General features: G+C 69.4%; 13 protein-coding genes and 1 pseudogene. 4 read left to right on the top strand and 10 right to left on the bottom strand.

The window, feature by feature from the left end:
• Nucleotides 1–57 precede the first annotated feature (57 nt).
• Nucleotides 58–1161 carry a PP2C family protein-serine/threonine phosphatase gene (locus ACZ3TS_RS38680; RefSeq protein WP_467626870.1) on the bottom strand — a complete coding sequence of 368 codons (1104 nt, stop codon included), beginning with the start codon at nucleotides 1159–1161 and terminating at the stop codon, nucleotides 58–60.
• 423 nt (nucleotides 1162–1584) lie between these two features.
• Here ACZ3TS_RS38680 and ACZ3TS_RS38675 point away from each other — a divergent pair, with 423 nt between their 5' ends.
• The 3 genes and pseudogenes from ACZ3TS_RS38675 to ACZ3TS_RS38665 form a co-directional block, all read left to right on the top strand.
• A complete protein-coding gene (locus ACZ3TS_RS38675) occupies nucleotides 1585–2697 on the top strand; it encodes a PP2C family protein-serine/threonine phosphatase (RefSeq protein WP_467626868.1) in 1113 nt (370 codons plus the stop codon).
• A gap of 205 nt (nucleotides 2698–2902) precedes the next feature.
• Nucleotides 2903–3157 carry a hypothetical protein gene (locus ACZ3TS_RS38670; protein WP_467626866.1) on the top strand — a complete coding sequence of 85 codons (255 nt, stop codon included), beginning with the start codon at nucleotides 2903–2905 and terminating at the stop codon, nucleotides 3155–3157.
• 641 nt (nucleotides 3158–3798) lie between these two features.
• Nucleotides 3799–3906: pseudogene (locus ACZ3TS_RS38665) on the top strand (4-hydroxy-2-oxovalerate aldolase); the annotation flags it as partial.
• Nucleotides 3907–3987: 81 nt separating this feature from the next.
• Here the strand turns inward: ACZ3TS_RS38665 and ACZ3TS_RS38660 are convergent.
• The 6 genes from ACZ3TS_RS38660 to ACZ3TS_RS38635 form a co-directional block, all read right to left on the bottom strand.
• Nucleotides 3988–4632: a hypothetical protein gene (locus ACZ3TS_RS38660; protein WP_467626863.1), complete on the bottom strand. Its 645-nt coding sequence runs from the start codon at nucleotides 4630–4632 to the stop codon at nucleotides 3988–3990.
• A 130-nt stretch (nucleotides 4633–4762) separates the two neighbouring features.
• Nucleotides 4763–5110 carry a DoxX family protein gene (locus ACZ3TS_RS38655; protein ID WP_467626861.1) on the bottom strand — a complete coding sequence of 116 codons (348 nt, stop codon included), beginning with the start codon at nucleotides 5108–5110 and terminating at the stop codon, nucleotides 4763–4765.
• Nucleotides 5107–7140 carry an acetoacetate--CoA ligase gene (locus tag ACZ3TS_RS38650; RefSeq protein WP_467626859.1) on the bottom strand — a complete coding sequence of 678 codons (2034 nt, stop codon included), beginning with the start codon at nucleotides 7138–7140 and terminating at the stop codon, nucleotides 5107–5109. Before ACZ3TS_RS38650 ends, ACZ3TS_RS38655 begins: the two co-directional genes overlap by 4 nt.
• Before the next feature lie 16 nt (nucleotides 7141–7156).
• The gene (gene mhpA, locus ACZ3TS_RS38645) at nucleotides 7157–8770 is read right to left on the bottom strand and encodes a bifunctional 3-(3-hydroxy-phenyl)propionate/3-hydroxycinnamic acid hydroxylase MhpA (protein WP_467626857.1); all 1614 of its coding nucleotides are present in this window, start codon (nucleotides 8768–8770) and stop codon (nucleotides 7157–7159) included.
• The gene (locus tag ACZ3TS_RS38640) at nucleotides 8767–9705 is read right to left on the bottom strand and encodes a fumarylacetoacetate hydrolase family protein (protein WP_467626855.1); all 939 of its coding nucleotides are present in this window, start codon (nucleotides 9703–9705) and stop codon (nucleotides 8767–8769) included. The genes mhpA and ACZ3TS_RS38640 overlap by 4 nt, the downstream gene beginning before the upstream one ends.
• On the bottom strand, nucleotides 9702–10847 hold the full coding sequence (locus ACZ3TS_RS38635; RefSeq protein WP_467626853.1) for a VOC family protein: 1146 nt from the start codon (nucleotides 10845–10847) through the stop codon (nucleotides 9702–9704). The genes ACZ3TS_RS38640 and ACZ3TS_RS38635 overlap by 4 nt, the downstream gene beginning before the upstream one ends.
• 138 nt (nucleotides 10848–10985) lie before the next feature.
• Between ACZ3TS_RS38635 and ACZ3TS_RS38630 the strand changes: the two genes are divergently transcribed.
• Nucleotides 10986–11621: a TetR/AcrR family transcriptional regulator gene (locus ACZ3TS_RS38630; RefSeq protein ID WP_467626850.1), complete on the top strand. Its 636-nt coding sequence runs from the start codon at nucleotides 10986–10988 to the stop codon at nucleotides 11619–11621.
• Nucleotides 11622–11968: 347 nt separating this feature from the next.
• On the opposite strand, the gene ACZ3TS_RS38625 is transcribed toward ACZ3TS_RS38630, so the two are convergent.
• The 3 genes from ACZ3TS_RS38625 to ACZ3TS_RS38615 all read right to left on the bottom strand — a co-directional run bounded on the left by ACZ3TS_RS38625 (nucleotide 11969) and on the right by ACZ3TS_RS38615 (nucleotide 14755).
• A complete protein-coding gene (locus ACZ3TS_RS38625; RefSeq protein WP_467626848.1) occupies nucleotides 11969–12700 on the bottom strand; it encodes an alpha/beta fold hydrolase in 732 nt (243 codons plus the stop codon).
• Nucleotides 12701–12931: 231 nt separating this feature from the next.
• Nucleotides 12932–13600: a TetR/AcrR family transcriptional regulator gene (locus ACZ3TS_RS38620; protein WP_467626846.1), complete on the bottom strand. Its 669-nt coding sequence runs from the start codon at nucleotides 13598–13600 to the stop codon at nucleotides 12932–12934.
• 108 nt (nucleotides 13601–13708) lie between these two features.
• Nucleotides 13709–14755, bottom strand: coding sequence for a zinc-binding dehydrogenase (locus tag ACZ3TS_RS38615; protein ID WP_467626843.1), 1047 nt, complete (start codon nucleotides 14753–14755; stop codon nucleotides 13709–13711).
• Between the last annotated feature and the right edge of the window lie 41 nt (nucleotides 14756–14796).

Below are 14796 nucleotides of genomic sequence, written 5' to 3'. Positions count from 1 at the left end.
GGCGAGTACTTACTGGGTGGTGCCACGTCTTGCCTCTCGTTTCCTTACGTAGAGATCCTATTGGGTCCCTGTCCGGAAACTTCGGGGCACCTCAGTCGTTTGGTCAACCGATGGCGCTATGCCGTCAGCGGGTTGACGTTTGATTGAGATCAAGGCGGCGTCGTCGTCGAGTCGGCCGCCGACGTGGTTAAGAAGGTCGCCGCGGAGGTGGTTGAGGAGTGCCGTGGGATGGCGGTGGTTCTGGTGGGTGAGTCGTTTGGCGAGCGGGTAGAACTCGCCGTCGGTATTGCGGGCTTCGATGGCACCGTCGGTGTAGAGGAGGAGGATGTCTTCGGCGCGTAGGGCGAAAGTGTCGAGGTGAAAGGTGGTTTGCACCAATGCGCCCAGTCCCAGCGGGGGCGCGGGTTGGCCGGCTTCCAGGGCCACGACGTCGTGCGCTCGTAGGAGTAGCGGTGGGGGGTGTCCGCAGGTGACGCTCCGCACGAGGGGCTCGGCGTCGGGGATTTCGAGGAGAGTGGCGGTGACGAACGCCTCTTCGGTCTGTTCGGGGCTCACTGCTTCGGATGCGTTGCTGCGGACACTTGAATCCAGGTAGGCGGCGAGTTCCGGCAGCGTGGTCAGCCGGCGGGCGGCGTCGCGGAACGTGCTGATGGTGTGGGCAGCGATGCCGACCGCCGCCAGGCCCTTGCCTCGAACATCGCCGATGATCAACCGTGTCCCCGTGGGCGTGCGCACGGCGGCGTAGAGATCTCCGCCGATGCGTGCTTCATCCTCTGCCGCCAGGTACGTCGAGGCCAGGCGAAGGGGGCCGAGTCGGTGGGGGAGGGGAGGCAGTATGGCGCGTTGCGCGGCCTCGGCGACTGCGCGCAGCTGGACCAGCTTTCGCTGTCCATGTTCCGTCAGGTACCGGAGGATCACGACGGCCACCGAGGTCGCAATGAGGGCAGCCGCCTGTGGCGGGTTCACCGATTGGCGGACTAGGAAGATGGCCATCAAAGCCGACACGGCCATGATGGCGACAAGTGAGGTCACCCGGGAGCTCGCGTACCAGGAAGTGAGTACAGGCACCATGATCAGCAAGTCGCCGAGATGAACTGCGCCAGGCACCCGAAGATCGATGAGCGTGATCGCCAGAATGAACAGCAAGGCGACTGTCAGCACGGATCGTGGTTGCGGCAAGGTGCGCGAGAGAACGAGTGACGGCCTCGCTCGGTGACGCATCAGGTGTGGCTCCTGCACGCAACCTGGAGCCGTACACGCAGGGTCGCGGAACGTGAATGCCATGTGCTGCTCCCTCTAGGATCATATCCTCGGTTCTGATGGTTCCATCAATTAAAGCGGACATATATGGGCATGCAAGGTCATGTGCGGCAGGTCACAAGCATTGTGGATGCCGACCGGGCTTGATCAGGGCGAGTCTCCGCCGCTGGGGTGACGACTGACCCGCCGTCCCTCGTGGTGCACGGTGCCGAGCGGTCGACGTAGCGACTTTGGTCGGGAGCTGCTTTGGCGCGAGTGATCATGGCCCCGTAAGCTTCCGGCGCGTCGGGCAGTCTGTGGACCTGCCCGGCGCTGGCGCTGATCGTGGCCCTCGCTGCGGTAGACATCGGCATCGGCACCAGTGTTCATCTGGGCCCGCTGCTGGTCATCGCGCCGACCTTGATCGCCGCCTTCGCCAGCCCGCGGCTGACCGCTCTGGTCGGGGCTCTGGCGGAGGTTGCCTTGGTGATCATCGCGATTTTCCACGGCGGGCTGACCACGACCAACCACGTGGCACAGCTGATCGCCTTGGCTGTGCTGTCAGCTCTGGTGGTCTTCGTCCGCTATGTGCGGGAGCGGCATGCCCGGGAGCTGAGTCGGTTGCGGTCGGTGGCTGAGACGGCGCAGCGGGTTCTGCTGCGGCCTCCACCGCGGCGGATCGGGCCGTTGCGGGTGGCCTGGCTGTATCTGGCCGCCGAGGACGAGGCCCAGATCGGGGGCGACCTGTTGGCGGTCGCCCGCGCTGATCACCCCTGCACCCGGGTACTCATCGGTGACGTACGAGGCCATGGTCTGGCCTCCGTCGGCGAAGCATCGGTGGCGATGAGTGCGTTCCGTGAGGGCGCGCACCGGTACCCCCTCCTTGCCCGAGCTGGCCACCGCCGTCGAGGAGAGCATCTGCCGGAACCTGGAGGAGGTCGCCGACACCGCAACCGACTCCGGCGAGCACTTCACCACCGCCTCATGATCGACATCCCCGATCAGGGCCCACACGCTGAAATGCTCAACTGCGGCCATCCGCCGCCCCGGCTGATCCGCGGTGACCAGGTATCTGCCCTGAACTCCCGCCGTCCCGCACCCCCATTGGGCCTGCGTGCCCTGTGCGTACTCAACGACCGGACCGACTGGTTCGCATTGGAACCGGGCGACATGCTGCTGCTCTACACCGACGGTGTGATCGAAGCCCGCTCACCGACCGGAGCCTTCTACCCGCTCGCCGAACGCGTCGCCTCCTTCCCCGCCTCAAGCCCCGACGCCTTGCTGCACCACATTCACCGCGACCTGCTCGCGCACACCGGCGAGCAGCTCACCGACGACGCCGCTTTCCTGATCATCGAACGCACCCCGTCACACCATCTGCATCGGCCGCTCCTCGCGTCCCATGGCGACGGTCGCACTCGTCCACAGCCAGCTGGCCGTCACGGTCTGGCCGGCTGAACACGTTCCGCGCATTCCCTCACCCCGACGAGCGAGTTTCGCCGGTTGCCCGTGGTTGGAGAAGGAAGCCGAGACCCACGTCCGCGCACTCAAGTGCCCGCCAGGTCTCGGAGCGACGGCGTTCGAAGCGATTCCAGCAGGACTGACATCGGCCTGCCTGACGCCCCCGTCCGGCGCGCAGCGGCGGACGGCATGTACCCGCTGCGTGACCCGCTCCGCCTACCGCCCCGGGTGGCAGCGCCTCACCTTCCGCATCAGCGGCCTGGCCGCGACGGGCGGCGCCGGCTACTGGGCGCTGTGGGAGAACCGGGACTCCACCATCGCCACCGCCCGGGAGGTATGGGAGAACCCCGATCCGGCCCTCGCCGCCCTGCAGACCGAGGGATCGGCGCGGCCTCCGCCGCGCCCACGGCCGCGGCCTCCGCCGCGGCCGTGGGCGGCGTCGCGTACGGGCTCCTGACCCGCAAGCGCCGCGAGTTCATGCGCGAGTGGGTGACGCCCCTGCACGAGGCGATCGCCGTGCCGCTGGGCATCTCGGAGCTGACCGACCCGCGCCGCTACCTCCACATCCCGCGCAACTTCTCCGACGACGACGCAGAGATACGCATCGACGTGCCCACCCACATGCGGTTCAACGAGGACCTGGTCGCCACCTCATCGTCAAGAAACTCGCCCTGGAGAACGTCTCCTTCACCTGGCGCCGCGCGGGCCACGACACGCACGTCATCGTCAAGAAGCGGCTGGCCCCGCCCAAGGTGCTGCGTCTGTCCGACCCCGGCGTGCGCGAGATCCTGGCGAAGATGCCCGAGTCCGCACCGCTCATCGGGCTCGGAGCGGGCAAGAAGAAGGTCTCCGTTGACCTGGACCACGACTCCCCGCACGTCCTGATCTCCGCAGGCACCGGCGGGGCAAGTCGACCATCCTTCGCTGCATCACGCCAGTTCATACACAACGGCGCCCTCGCCTACGTCCTGGACTTCAAGCGGATCTCCCACACCTGGGCGCGCGGCGTTCCCGGCGTCACCTACTGCCGGGACATCGCCGAGATAGCGCGGGTTGCGGACCGGCGCTGCTCACATGGGTGCGGTGAGCCCAAAGCACACCCGGGCGATCCTTATCGAAGCCGGCTGGCGCAGGATGGTCGGCGGCCAGGCGGACATGATCACGGACATTGCGCTCGGCCTCGCGGCGGCCGGTTGCGTCGACTGACGCGAGTGATCGGTGCGGTGGCTGTGGCGGCCCGGCGGGGCCGGTGTCACCGCTGTCCACGTCAGAGGACGGACGGCGGTATCAGCGGCTCGTGTCGGCGTCGCCGTCGTCGTTCGGAGGGTCTTCCTGTCTCCTGCCGCCCGGAGGGGAGCCGTTGCCGTGCTCTTCCAGCAGCTCGAGGAGCGCCGCGTCCGCTCTTTTCTGGTCCTCCTTCGTCAGTTCGACCGGTGCGTTGTTGTAGACGGTGTAGCGATCTGGATCGATGATGTTGGCGGCCCTCAGGATGAACGTCAAAAGGGGGCGCCATCCCTTGCGGTGGCCGACCCGCACCTGTATCTGGGCCTTGTAGTCACGGGCCTGCGGGAGGAATCCGGAAAACGGTGCCTCGAACTCGAGGAAGAGTTGTTGCGCTTCTCTGCCGGGCACGACGAATCCGGCGGGCAGCTTCGTCTCCTCGTCCGGCCCCGGTTGGAGGCGGGACGGGGAGGACACCCACAGCAGGGGCAGATGAGAGGCGGGCTCATCGGGGAAGGTCAGGATGAGGTCCTGCACGACGATCGGTTTGGGACCGGTGTTGTGCAGGACGAGCGGCAGTCGTAGGCGTGCCGTGGAACCGTGGACGATGGCCGCGAAGGAATGAGGTTCCCACGCCTGCAGGCGTCCCTGTCGGGCGTTGAGCCACCAGAACGACGCGACGGTGAAGAGCAGTGCGCAGGCTGATACCACACTGGCGCCGGTAAGCGATGAGGACGCGATCTGATCCGCCGCGACCATCAGCGGAACCACACACTCCAGTGTGCCAGTCCCGCGGTGGGCTCGCTCACACCAGTGGCCGCCGACCATCCCCCGGAACGGGTCAGAGGTCGGCGAGGAGTACGAGATACCAGGCGACCAGGGCCGCGCATGTCACCGCGGGGAGGAGCTTGCGCACCCCGTCGCCCTTGCGTACGTGCGTGGTCACGGCACCGGCGAGCAGCATCAGCAGCCCGATACCGGCCAGCCCGCCGCACAGCGGTACGACCGGGCTGAGGGCCACGCCGATGGCGCCCGCCAGCTCCAGCGTGCCGATGACCCGGTAGGCCGCGGTGGTGAAGCCGGCGTGGGCGGCCAGCTCGGGCATCGGACCCAGGGCCAGAATCTTGACCGCGCCCAGCAGGGCGAAGATCAACGCGATGAGACAGGTCAGCAAGGCGGAGAGGATCACGAGACGCCCTCGGGGGTGTGCGAACGACGGGCCTGGCGGCGTTCGGCTCCCAGGCCGGCGAAGTACGCGATCAGGTCGGGGTTGTCGACCGCGGACGGGTTGAGGACCTGCTCGGCGGGTGCGCCCTGGAGGAGGCGCTTGACCGGGACCTCGAGCTTCTTGCCGGTCTTCGTGTGCGGGATGGCCGGCACGGCGAGGATCTCGTCGGGGACATGGCGGGGTGAGGCGCCGGTGCGGATCGCGTCGCGGATCTTCTCGGACAGGGACTCGTCCAGACCGACCCCGTCGGCCAGGACCACGAAGAGTGGCATCCAGTAGCCGCCGTCGGGTTCCTCCGCACCGATGACGAGGGCCTCGGCGATCTCAGGGAGGCGTTCGACGATGTCGTGGATGTCGGCGCTGCCCAGGCGTACGCCGTTGCGGTTGAGCGTGGCGTCGGAGCGTCCGTGCACGATCACCGAGCCGAGGGAGGTGAGGGTGATCCAGTCGCCGTGCCGCCACACGCCCGGATAGGCGCCGAAGTAGGCGTCGCGGTAGCGGCTGCCGTCCGGGTCGTTCCAGAAGTACAGCGGCATCGACGGCATGGGCCGGGTGACGACCAGTTCGCCGACCTGGTCGACGACCGGCCGTCCCGCGCCGTCGTACGCCGCGAGCGCCACGCCGAGGTTGGGAGCCGACAGTTCACCCGCCCACACCGGGGTGGTGGGGGCGCTGCCGGCGAAGCCGGAGACGACGTCCGTGCCGCCGCTGGTGGAGGCCAACTGGACGCCTGCGCCGACGTGGTCGCGGACCCAGGGGTAGGCGGAGGCGGGCAGGGCGGAGCCGGTGCACCCGATGACGCGGATCGCCGACAGGTCGTGCACGGCGGGGTCGACGCCGAGCTTGGCCATGGCCAGCAGGTACTGGGGGCTGGTGCCGAAGACGGTGACCTTGTGGCGGGCCGCCAGCTCCCACAGGACGTCCGGGCGTGCCACCGGCGCGGGGCTGCCGTCGTAGGTGCAGGTGGCGGCGCCGGTGAGCAGGGTGGAGACGACCAGGTTCCACATCATCCAGTGGGTGGTGGTGTACCACAGCAGGCGGTCTCCGACGCCCAGGTCGCAGTGCAGGCCGAGAGTCTTGAGGTGTTCCAGCAGGACGCCTCCGTGACCGTGGACGATGCCTTTGGGCAGGCCGGTGGTGCCGGAGGAGAAGACGATCCACAGCGGGTGGTCGAACGGAACCGGGGTGATGGTGAGGTACTCGGTGCGGGTGGCCGCGTCCTGCCAGGGAATCGTCAGTCCCGAGGTGCGGGTCTCGGGCCAGGCGAGGCCCACGTGGTTCACGAGGACTGTGGCCTTGAGTGTGGGCAGGGCGCCGGCCAGGTCGAAGGAGGCGGCGCGGCGGTCGTGCGCGGTGCCGTTGAAGAGGTAGCCGTCCGCCGTGATGAGCACGGTCGGTTCGAGCTGGGCGAAGCGGTCGGCTGCGGCCTTGGGTGCGTAGTCCTGGCCGCACACCGACCACACCGCGCCCAGGCTGGCGGTGGCGAGGAAGGCGATGATCGCGTGGGGGGTGTTGGGCAGGTAGCCGACCACCCGGTCGCCCTTTCCGACACCGAGTTCGCGCAGGGTGGCCGCGACGGAGGCGACCTGGGCGCGCAGCTGCCGGCCCGTGATCTCGTAGCCGGCTCCGGTCTCGTCCAGCGCGGTGATAGCGGGGGCGTCCGGGTGCAGGTTGCGCAGCGCGTGGTGGGCGTAGTTGAGGGTGGCGCCGGGGAACCAGCGGGCGCCGGGCATGGTCTCCTCGGCCAGCACCCGCTCGTACGGAGTGGTGGCGTCGATGTCGAAGTACTCCCACACCGCGGCCCAGAATCCTTCCAGGTCGGTGATCGACCAGCGGTGCAGGGCCTGGTAGTCGGTGGGGTCCTGGAGCTCTTGGGCGTGATGGTGCCGGGCGGCCCAGCGGGCGAAGTCCGCGATGCGGCTGTTGGCGGCCGCCTTCGGGTCCGGAGGAAGGAAGGGCTCCGGATATGGGGTGGCGCGTGGGGTGGTCATGGTGCGGGGCTCCTCGTCAGGGGGCGGGCCGGGCTTCGGTGGGGCGGCGGGCGGTGTGCAGCAGCGGGGCCCAGGCTGCGGTGTCGGTGAAGTCGCCGGCGCCGGTGGGGACGGTGTCCAGTACGACGCGGTCGGGGCGCAGCAGGACGGCGTCGGTGCGGCCGCGGGCCAGCCAGGCGGCCAAGGTGCCGTCGTCGTCCAGGTCACCGACGTGGACCGTGGGCGCGCCCAGTGCCGTGGCCACGCCTGCCATCTGCGCGGTCGGCGGCACGGCGGTCAGGACGGCGAAGGAGTCGCCGAGGACGTCGTCGAGGCGCAGGCGTCGGCCGGTCTGCAGGATCCAGGGTTGAGGGCAGAAGGTGCCTGCCAGGGAGCGCCCGGTCAGGCGGGGGCGGCGCCGTACGAGTGGACCGGCGGTCAGGGCGGGGCTGAGGTCGCGGCTCACCGCCGCGGTCACACCGGGGAGGCGGCAGGCCGCGCCCACGACGGCCCGGCGGAGCGCCGCTCCGCGGTCCTGTCCGCCGGTCATGGCCCAGCCGACGGCGACCGCGAGGCGGATCATGTGGCGGGCGTGCGGCTTGCGCTCCTGCTCGTAGGTGTCCAGCAACCGGTCGTCCGCGCCCTGCTGGAGGACGCGGGCGAGTTTCCAGGTGAGGTTGCGGGCGTCGCGCAGGCCCGCGCACAGCCCCTGCCCGATGAAGGGCGGGGTCAGGTGGGCGGCGTCACCGAGCAGGAAGAGGCGTCCGCGGCGCCACCGGTCGGCGAGGCGGGCCCGGAAGGTGTACTGCGCCTGCCGGATCACCTCAAAGTCATCGTCCAAGGACCCGTCAGACGGCAGGTGCACCCAGGGGGCGACCAGCTCGCGCAGGCGTTCCAACCCCTGTGGGCCGTCCAGGGCGGCGTCCTCGGCCATCCGAAACTCCCAGCGGTAGCGGTCCTCGCCGACGCGCATGAACGTGGCCGGCCGGGTGGGGCAGCAGACCTGCTCGGCGCCTTCCCAGGTCCACACCGGAAGGCTGGTGCGCACGTCGATGACCCGCCAGCTCTCTTCGAAGTGCAGGTCCTCCCATACGGCGCCGATAGCGTCACGGGTGATGCTGCCTGCTCCGTCGCAGCCGAGGACGGCGTCGGCCCACACGTGTTCGTCCTCGTCGTTGCCGTCGCGGCGGAAAGTAACCCGGACCGGACCCGTCGGAGCGTGTGATCCGCCGGCGTCCTGGGTGACCGACACGACCTCCAGCCCGCCCCACAGCTCGCACTCCGGGCGGCGCTTGAGGGCGGCGCGCAGCAGGCGTTCCAGCTCGGGCTGGTCGAACATGCTGGTTTGTGGGAAGCCATGGTGTCCGTGCAGGGACCGCGCAAACTCGGCGATCACGTGGCGCCGGGGGTCCAGCAGCCGCAGGCCCGGTGCCGGGCGCGCGACGGCGGCGAACTCCTCGTGAACACCGACACTCTGCAGGATCCGGCGAACCTCGTCGTCCACGACGACCGCGCGCGGCAGGGGGTAGATGTCCCTATGGCGTTCCAGGAGCACGCTGTGCACTCCGCGCTGGGCAAGCAGGAGCGCGGCCGTGACCCCCACGGGCCCCGCGCCGATGATCACCACCGGCCTTCGGTTTGTGGCGCTCACCTCGCGTCCGCCACAGGGGTCCGCTGCTCGCCGAGGTCGATCCGCCCGTCCGAGGTGGCGATCGTTGCGGTCACGACGTCACCGGAGTGCAGGTACAGGGGGTTCTTGGCCTGGCCTTTGAAGAACGCTTTCCACTTCAGCGCGGGCGGCAGCAGCGCGGCGATCTTCTCGACCGGCTTGGGCGGGGCCTTCAGGGCGGTGCCGCCGGGGGTACCGGTCAGCAGCAGGTCGCCTGGGTCGAGGGTCTGGAAGCGGGCGAGCAGGGTGAGCGCCTGCGCGGGCCGCACGATCATGTCGGCCAGGGTGCGGTCCTGACGCGTTACGCCGTTCACCGACAGCCGCAGTCGCAGGTCGATCAGACGGTCAAAGTCCTCCGGCTCCAGCAGGGCCAGGTACGGCCCCGTCGGGGTGAAGGTCGGGTAGGACTTGCTCTCGTAGAACTGGGTTTTGGTCAGCTGGACGTCGCGGGCGCTGACGTCGTTGGTGAGGACGAGCCCGGCGACGTACGAAGGAAGGTCCTGCTCCTTCACAACTGTGCCCACCGGGAGCGTCGCGCCCATGACGAGGCCGAGTTCGACTTCGTAGTCGAGGAAGTTCACGTGTGCCGGGCGGAGGATCGTGTCGTGCGGGCCGCTGACCGAGCCGGACGCCTTGCGGAAGAAGGTGGGCGGGATGTCGCCCGTGAAGCCCGAGTCCTTGGCGTGGCTGCGGTAGTTGACCATCTGGGCGACCACTCGGCAGGGGGTGGTGACCGGGGGCAGCGCCACCAGGTCGGCGACGGGCGTGCCGCGCTCGCCGGAGGCGGCGGCCTCCCGGACGGCGGCCCGGTCGGCGAGCAGTTCGGCGGTGGTGACCGCCTTGGTCTCGATGCGGACGGCGCGCTTGTCTCGGACGGCCCACCAGCCGTCGGGGGTGCGCAGGACGTTGGTGCTCATGAGCTCATCGCTTTCATCAGGCCCAGCAGGCGTGCGGGGTCGAGTTCGTTGTCGCCGCGCAGGGCCGTCATGACCTCGCGGAGCTTGGCGGGGGAGGGGTTGGCGCCCAGGAAGTCGCGGGTGACGGGCGGGCCCCACTGGGCCAGGCCGCTCGCCGACATCGGCGCCCATCCGGGTTCCAGGTCGCAGGAGAACAGGTCGCCGTCGGCGAAGTGCTCCAGCATGAAGCGGTCGGGGTCGCGCCAGTAGTCGAAGAGCTGGCTGCCCTGGATGTGCCGGCCGATGCCCCAGCTGCGCCGGTAGCCGCGCTCGGCCAGGTACTCCCCGCCGGCGGCGAGCGCATCGAGGTCGGTGACCTGGTAGGCGGAGTGGACGTAACCGGTACCGGGTCCCAGGTGCAGGGCGAGGGTGTGGTGGTCCACGGGCAGGCTGCCTTGGTCGCAGCGGATGAACGCCATGGTCGGCCCGCGCCCGCGCTGGCCGTCCAGGAACAAGAAGTCGGACACGATCATCCCGAGGGTGTCCAGATACCAGTCCAGGGCACGCATGAACACCCGCGTCTCCAACACGACGTGCCCGAGCCGTTGTATACGCGACGGCTCGCGGGGCGGCCGCTGGGTGGCGTTCGTACGGCGGTGCTCGGTGCCGGTGTTGAGGATCAGCGGCTGCTGCTCGGGCAGAGCGGGCAGCTGCTCGGCGCAGTGCACGACCCGCACCGGGAAGCCGGAGGGATCCAGCAGGGCGACCGCCTGTCCGCCACCGGGGACGTCGATGTCCCGGACGTCACTGCCGGTTGCGCGGGCAAGGCGGTCCAGATCGGCCCGTTCGGCCGCGCGGAACGCAGGCCCGAGGAAGCGGGACGCCTGCCCCCGCCGGATGACCATGCATGGTGAGCCCCCGAAGGTACCGCGCAGCCACAGTTCCCGCTCGGTGCGGGCGGCGATCGCGAACCCGAAGTCCCGGGCGAACACCTCGGCCCGGTCCAGGTCAGGCTTCTCGAACTCCAGCCAGGTCAGGTCCGCCACCTTGATGACGGGGTTCCGGGACCGGCCGGGGTGCTCACCGCGCAAGGCGCCCAGCTCGCTGTGGAGATCTTGATGGGGCGTCTGCAGATCAGCCCTGTTAACGGGGGTGTGGGACATGGTGTCCTCCAAGCAACACTGCCGTAATGAGGAAATCATCAACTTTGCTGTTGCTGACCGTCAATAGAGCAGACCCAAATATTTGATGGAAACGTCAGTCATGCCGGTGTCATCGGAACGGGCGCTACACTCGGTCCTATGCCGACGTCAGCCCCACCCCGCAACCGCTTCGAACGGCGCCGCGCCGAGACCCGTCAGGCACTCATCCGCGCGGCCCGGCAGATCCTCGCGGAAACCGGGGACACCAGCGCCAGCATCCAGGCCATCGCCGAGCGCGCGGATGTCGGTTTCGGCTCCTTCTACAACCACTTCGAGTCCAAGACGGAGCTCTTCGACGCGGCGGTGACGGACGCGCTGGAGGAGTTCGGCCAGGTCATCGACGAGCATGTCCAAGGGATCGAGGACCCCGCCGAGTTGGTTGCGGCGGGTTTCCGCCTCACCGCCCGGCTGGCCGACTCCCACCCCGAACTCATGCGAATCCTGCGCGACCGCGGCCTGTCCCACATCCACTCCGAGAGTGGCCTGTCGCCACGAGCACGTCGCGATCTGGAACGCGGCATCGCCTCGGGCCGCTTCACCGCTGCCGACCCCACCACAGCCCTGTCCGCCCTGGGCGGCACCCTGCTGTCGCTGGTGGCGTTGAGGCTGGGACGCCCCGACCTCGACGGCGACGAGGCCGCCTCCGACCTGGCGGAGATGGTCCTGCGTATGCTCGGGCTCCCGCCGGAGGACGCGCACGAGGTCACTCGGCGCCCGCTGCCCGATCTCGTCTGAGGGTCCGGATTGGCGCGCCGCCGCTGGCCAAGTCGGCTGGGCCCCGTGCTACGGCACCGTTGCCCTGCAGGCCGGGGCGTAGGAGATCCACGAGGTCGTGGTCACCGATGACACTTGGCGGCCCAGGCTTGCGACCTGTGACGGTGTCATTGGCCAAGCTCCACGGCGTTATCGCCAGTCCGACGGGACATAGCGTCGCCACGGCGAGGCTCCGGCCGTCTTGGAATGAGCGCCCGCCCCGCTCGGCGGGATGCACGGCGGTGCGGGAGCCCTCCCATGGGTGCCGGGCGGCATGGGGCCAGCGCCGCCCGAGATGCACTCACGGGCGCTGCTGCTGGACGTGCCAGTCACCCCCGAGAGCTGCTCCAGTGCTCCTCGAGGGTGGCGGCGACCTCGGCCGGCTTCTGGATCGGCGTCCAGTGGCTGCTGTCCAGCCTCAGAAAACGGGTGGCGCGCACGGAAGCGGCCATCTTCTCGCCGAAGTCGACGGGGCAGACTGGGTCGAACGCCCCCCAGAACACCAGGGACGGTCCGGTCAGGTCCGCCAGATCCGGTTCCCACTCCGCACCGACCGTCAATGCGGAGCGGTACAGCTTGAGAATGCTGTCGCGCATGGTCTCGTCCACGCGGTCGGCCGTCTGTTCGGCCAGCTCAGCCGGGATCTGGAGGTTGTCGGTTAGGTCCTTGGCGAACGCGCCGGGGTCGTACTCCTTGGCCCAGCGGTCGCCCGCGACCGGGTCCTGCCACAGCTTGGCCAGTGGATGCCAGACGTACTCGGCGCTGACCGGACCGTTGCTGCCGGTCCACGTGCGGATCAGATCCGGCCGTACGGAAGCCACGCGCGCGGTGAGGAGACAGCCCCAGTCATGGCCGACCAGGTCGACCGGCTCGCCGATTGCCTCCAACCGCTCGATGAGCCAGGAGACGTACTCCTCCTTGGTGCAGTGGAAGCCCTCGGGGCGCGGCGAACCGAAACCGGGCAGGTCCCAAGCCTCCACGTCGCTGCGGGTCAGGTGCTCGCGAACGCCGTCCCACACGTGGTGGGTGTCGGGTACGCCGTGGATCAGAATGGCAGGCATGAATGAACTCCTACAAGGAGAGATATTTTTATTGAGAAGCGAAGAAACGGCACAGAGCGGGTAAATAGGCCGAATCCTCGTGCCGCGGGCCAGGGCCTTCGCCCACGTGGACGGGACCGAGTGGCACGGCACTTCCTGCCTGAGGCGTTTCGATCCACACTGGTCAACGAGTCGGTACAGCTGTCCCGACCGGGGTGACCACCAGTACCGCGCAGCCAGGCGGCGCTCCGGTCATGTCATGGCTGCATCTGGCTGCAGCACAGACACCACTTGGTCATGCAACACGGCTCGAACCCGGCGTGATGCGGTCTGCGGTGCTACGCCGGCGGCGACGAGGAACGCGGTCGCCGCGGCCTCACCCGTGGGGTCCGCCCAGGTGGACGTGGTGTTCTCCTCGGCGAGGGCCAGCATCAGTGCTTCCAGCGCTTGTGCGAGGACGGGCGCGGGGACGTGGTTCGCGAACACGCCTTCGTGCTGGCCACGTCGTATGGCCGCGATGGCCTCTTGGCGGGCAGGTGCCAGGGTGGCGCGGATGGCCTCCTCTCCGAGGTGGCGGCGACCGAGGGAGATGAGCATGCGGTACTGGTCGCCCACCGCCCATGCCGCCAGGGCCATCCGCGCCATCTCCTCCAGCGGATCAGCGCCCGGGATGCGTGTCATGGCGAACGCTTGGCGAAGCGCCTGGGCTGCTTCCTGCGCCAACTCGGTGATGAGCGCTTGCCGGTTGGAGAAGTGTCCGTAGAAGGTGCGCCGCGCGAGGCCGGCAGCCACAGCGATGCTGTCGAGACTTGCGTCGGGGTCGTCCCGCAGTTTCCGCCGAGCGGTGGCGAGGATGCGTTGACGGTTCGCGCGAGCGTCGCTGCGCTGCGGTGCGCGGCCCGGGGCGTCGGTCGTCTGCATGGTTGTGTCTCTCCACGGTTGCCGGAAAGCCGTGGGCGCCGGTGTTCCCTCACGCACCGGCGCCCACTCACCCCTGCCCAGGGTGGCTTGTCGTCCTGCTGACGGGTGTCAGGGGACGAGGATGAGGCGGATCGGGTCGCCGATCTTGTTCTCGAGACGGTGGACGGCGTCGGCCGCGTCGACGAGCGGGATGTGATCCGTGATGGACGGGGCGAGGTCGAGGCGTCCGGCCGCGGTCAGCTGCACCAGCTCGGAGACGGACTCGGGGAAGCCGCCGTAGTGGCCGCGCACCTGCTTCTGCAGGTAGTTGAAGGTCAGGCCCTCGGTGATGGTGAGCGGCCTGGGGGTGATGCCGACCAGGATGAGAGAGCCGCCCAGGCCGAGCACGGAGGCGGCCTGGTCGCGGACGGCGGGTACACCGGCGCAGTCGAAGGCGAAGTCCAGGCCCCGTCCGCCGGTGGCTGCGCGGACCTGGTCGGCGAAGTCGGGGGCTGCCGGGTCGAGCGCGAGGTCCGCGCCGAACGCCAGGGCGCGCTCGCGGGCGCTGGGCAGCGGGTCGACGGCGATGATCGGGGCGGCGCCGACCAGGCGGGCGAGGCGTACGTTGTGCGCACCGACTCCGCCCACGCCCCACACCCCGACGGACTGGGCGGCACGGACGCCCGCGGTGGCGACGACGGCGGCGTAGGGGGTGGAGACCGCGTCGGGGATGATCGCGGCCTGGTCGAAGGGGAGGCTGTCGGGGATGGGGATGAGGGTGTCCTCGCGGGCGATGACGTACTCGGCCCAGCCGCCGTCGTAGTCGATGCCTGCGGTGAGCATCTGGGTGCAGGGGCGGTTGCGCACGCATCCGGCGCACGTGCCGCAGGTCTTGCCGGCCTCCAGGGTGACGCGGGTGCCGACGGGCAGGCCGCGCTTGAGGTCGGGGCCGAGCGTGTGGATGACACCGGAGACCTCGTGGCCGACGGTGATGGTGTCGGAGGTGGCGAACAGCGGGACGAGGGAGCCGTCGAGGAGGTGGACGTCGGAGAGGCAGACGCCGGCGGCCTTGACCTCGATGAGGACCTCGCCCGGGCCCGGCACGGGGATCGGGACTTCCTCCACGGCGAACTTCTTGCTGTCCAGGTGGAAGCGTCCGGCGAGCATGGTGTCCATGACGGTCTGCTTTCTTGAGAGGCACCGCCCGGTGGTTCGGG

The sequence above is a fragment of the Streptomyces sp. NPDC022910 genome, from assembly GCF_055561075.1.
The sequence above is the reverse complement of the archived record's forward strand: the minus strand, read 5'-3'. Positions and strand labels throughout refer to the sequence as shown.

Coding starts and splice junctions, on each gene's coding strand:
- ACZ3TS_RS38650 (WP_467626859.1), bottom strand. CDS start 7,140: ATGACCACCCCACGCGCCACCCCATATCCGGAGCCCTTCCTTCCTCCG.
- ACZ3TS_RS38640 (WP_467626855.1), bottom strand. CDS start 9,705: ATGAGCACCAACGTCCTGCGCACCCCCGACGGCTGGTGGGCCGTCCGA.
- ACZ3TS_RS38635 (WP_467626853.1), bottom strand. CDS start 10,847: ATGTCCCACACCCCCGTTAACAGGGCTGATCTGCAGACGCCCCATCAA.
- ACZ3TS_RS38630 (WP_467626850.1), top strand. CDS start 10,986: ATGCCGACGTCAGCCCCACCCCGCAACCGCTTCGAACGGCGCCGCGCC.
- ACZ3TS_RS38625 (WP_467626848.1), bottom strand. CDS start 12,700: ATGCCTGCCATTCTGATCCACGGCGTACCCGACACCCACCACGTGTGG.
- ACZ3TS_RS38620 (WP_467626846.1), bottom strand. CDS start 13,600: ATGCAGACGACCGACGCCCCGGGCCGCGCACCGCAGCGCAGCGACGCT.
- ACZ3TS_RS38615 (WP_467626843.1), bottom strand. CDS start 14,755: ATGGACACCATGCTCGCCGGACGCTTCCACCTGGACAGCAAGAAGTTC.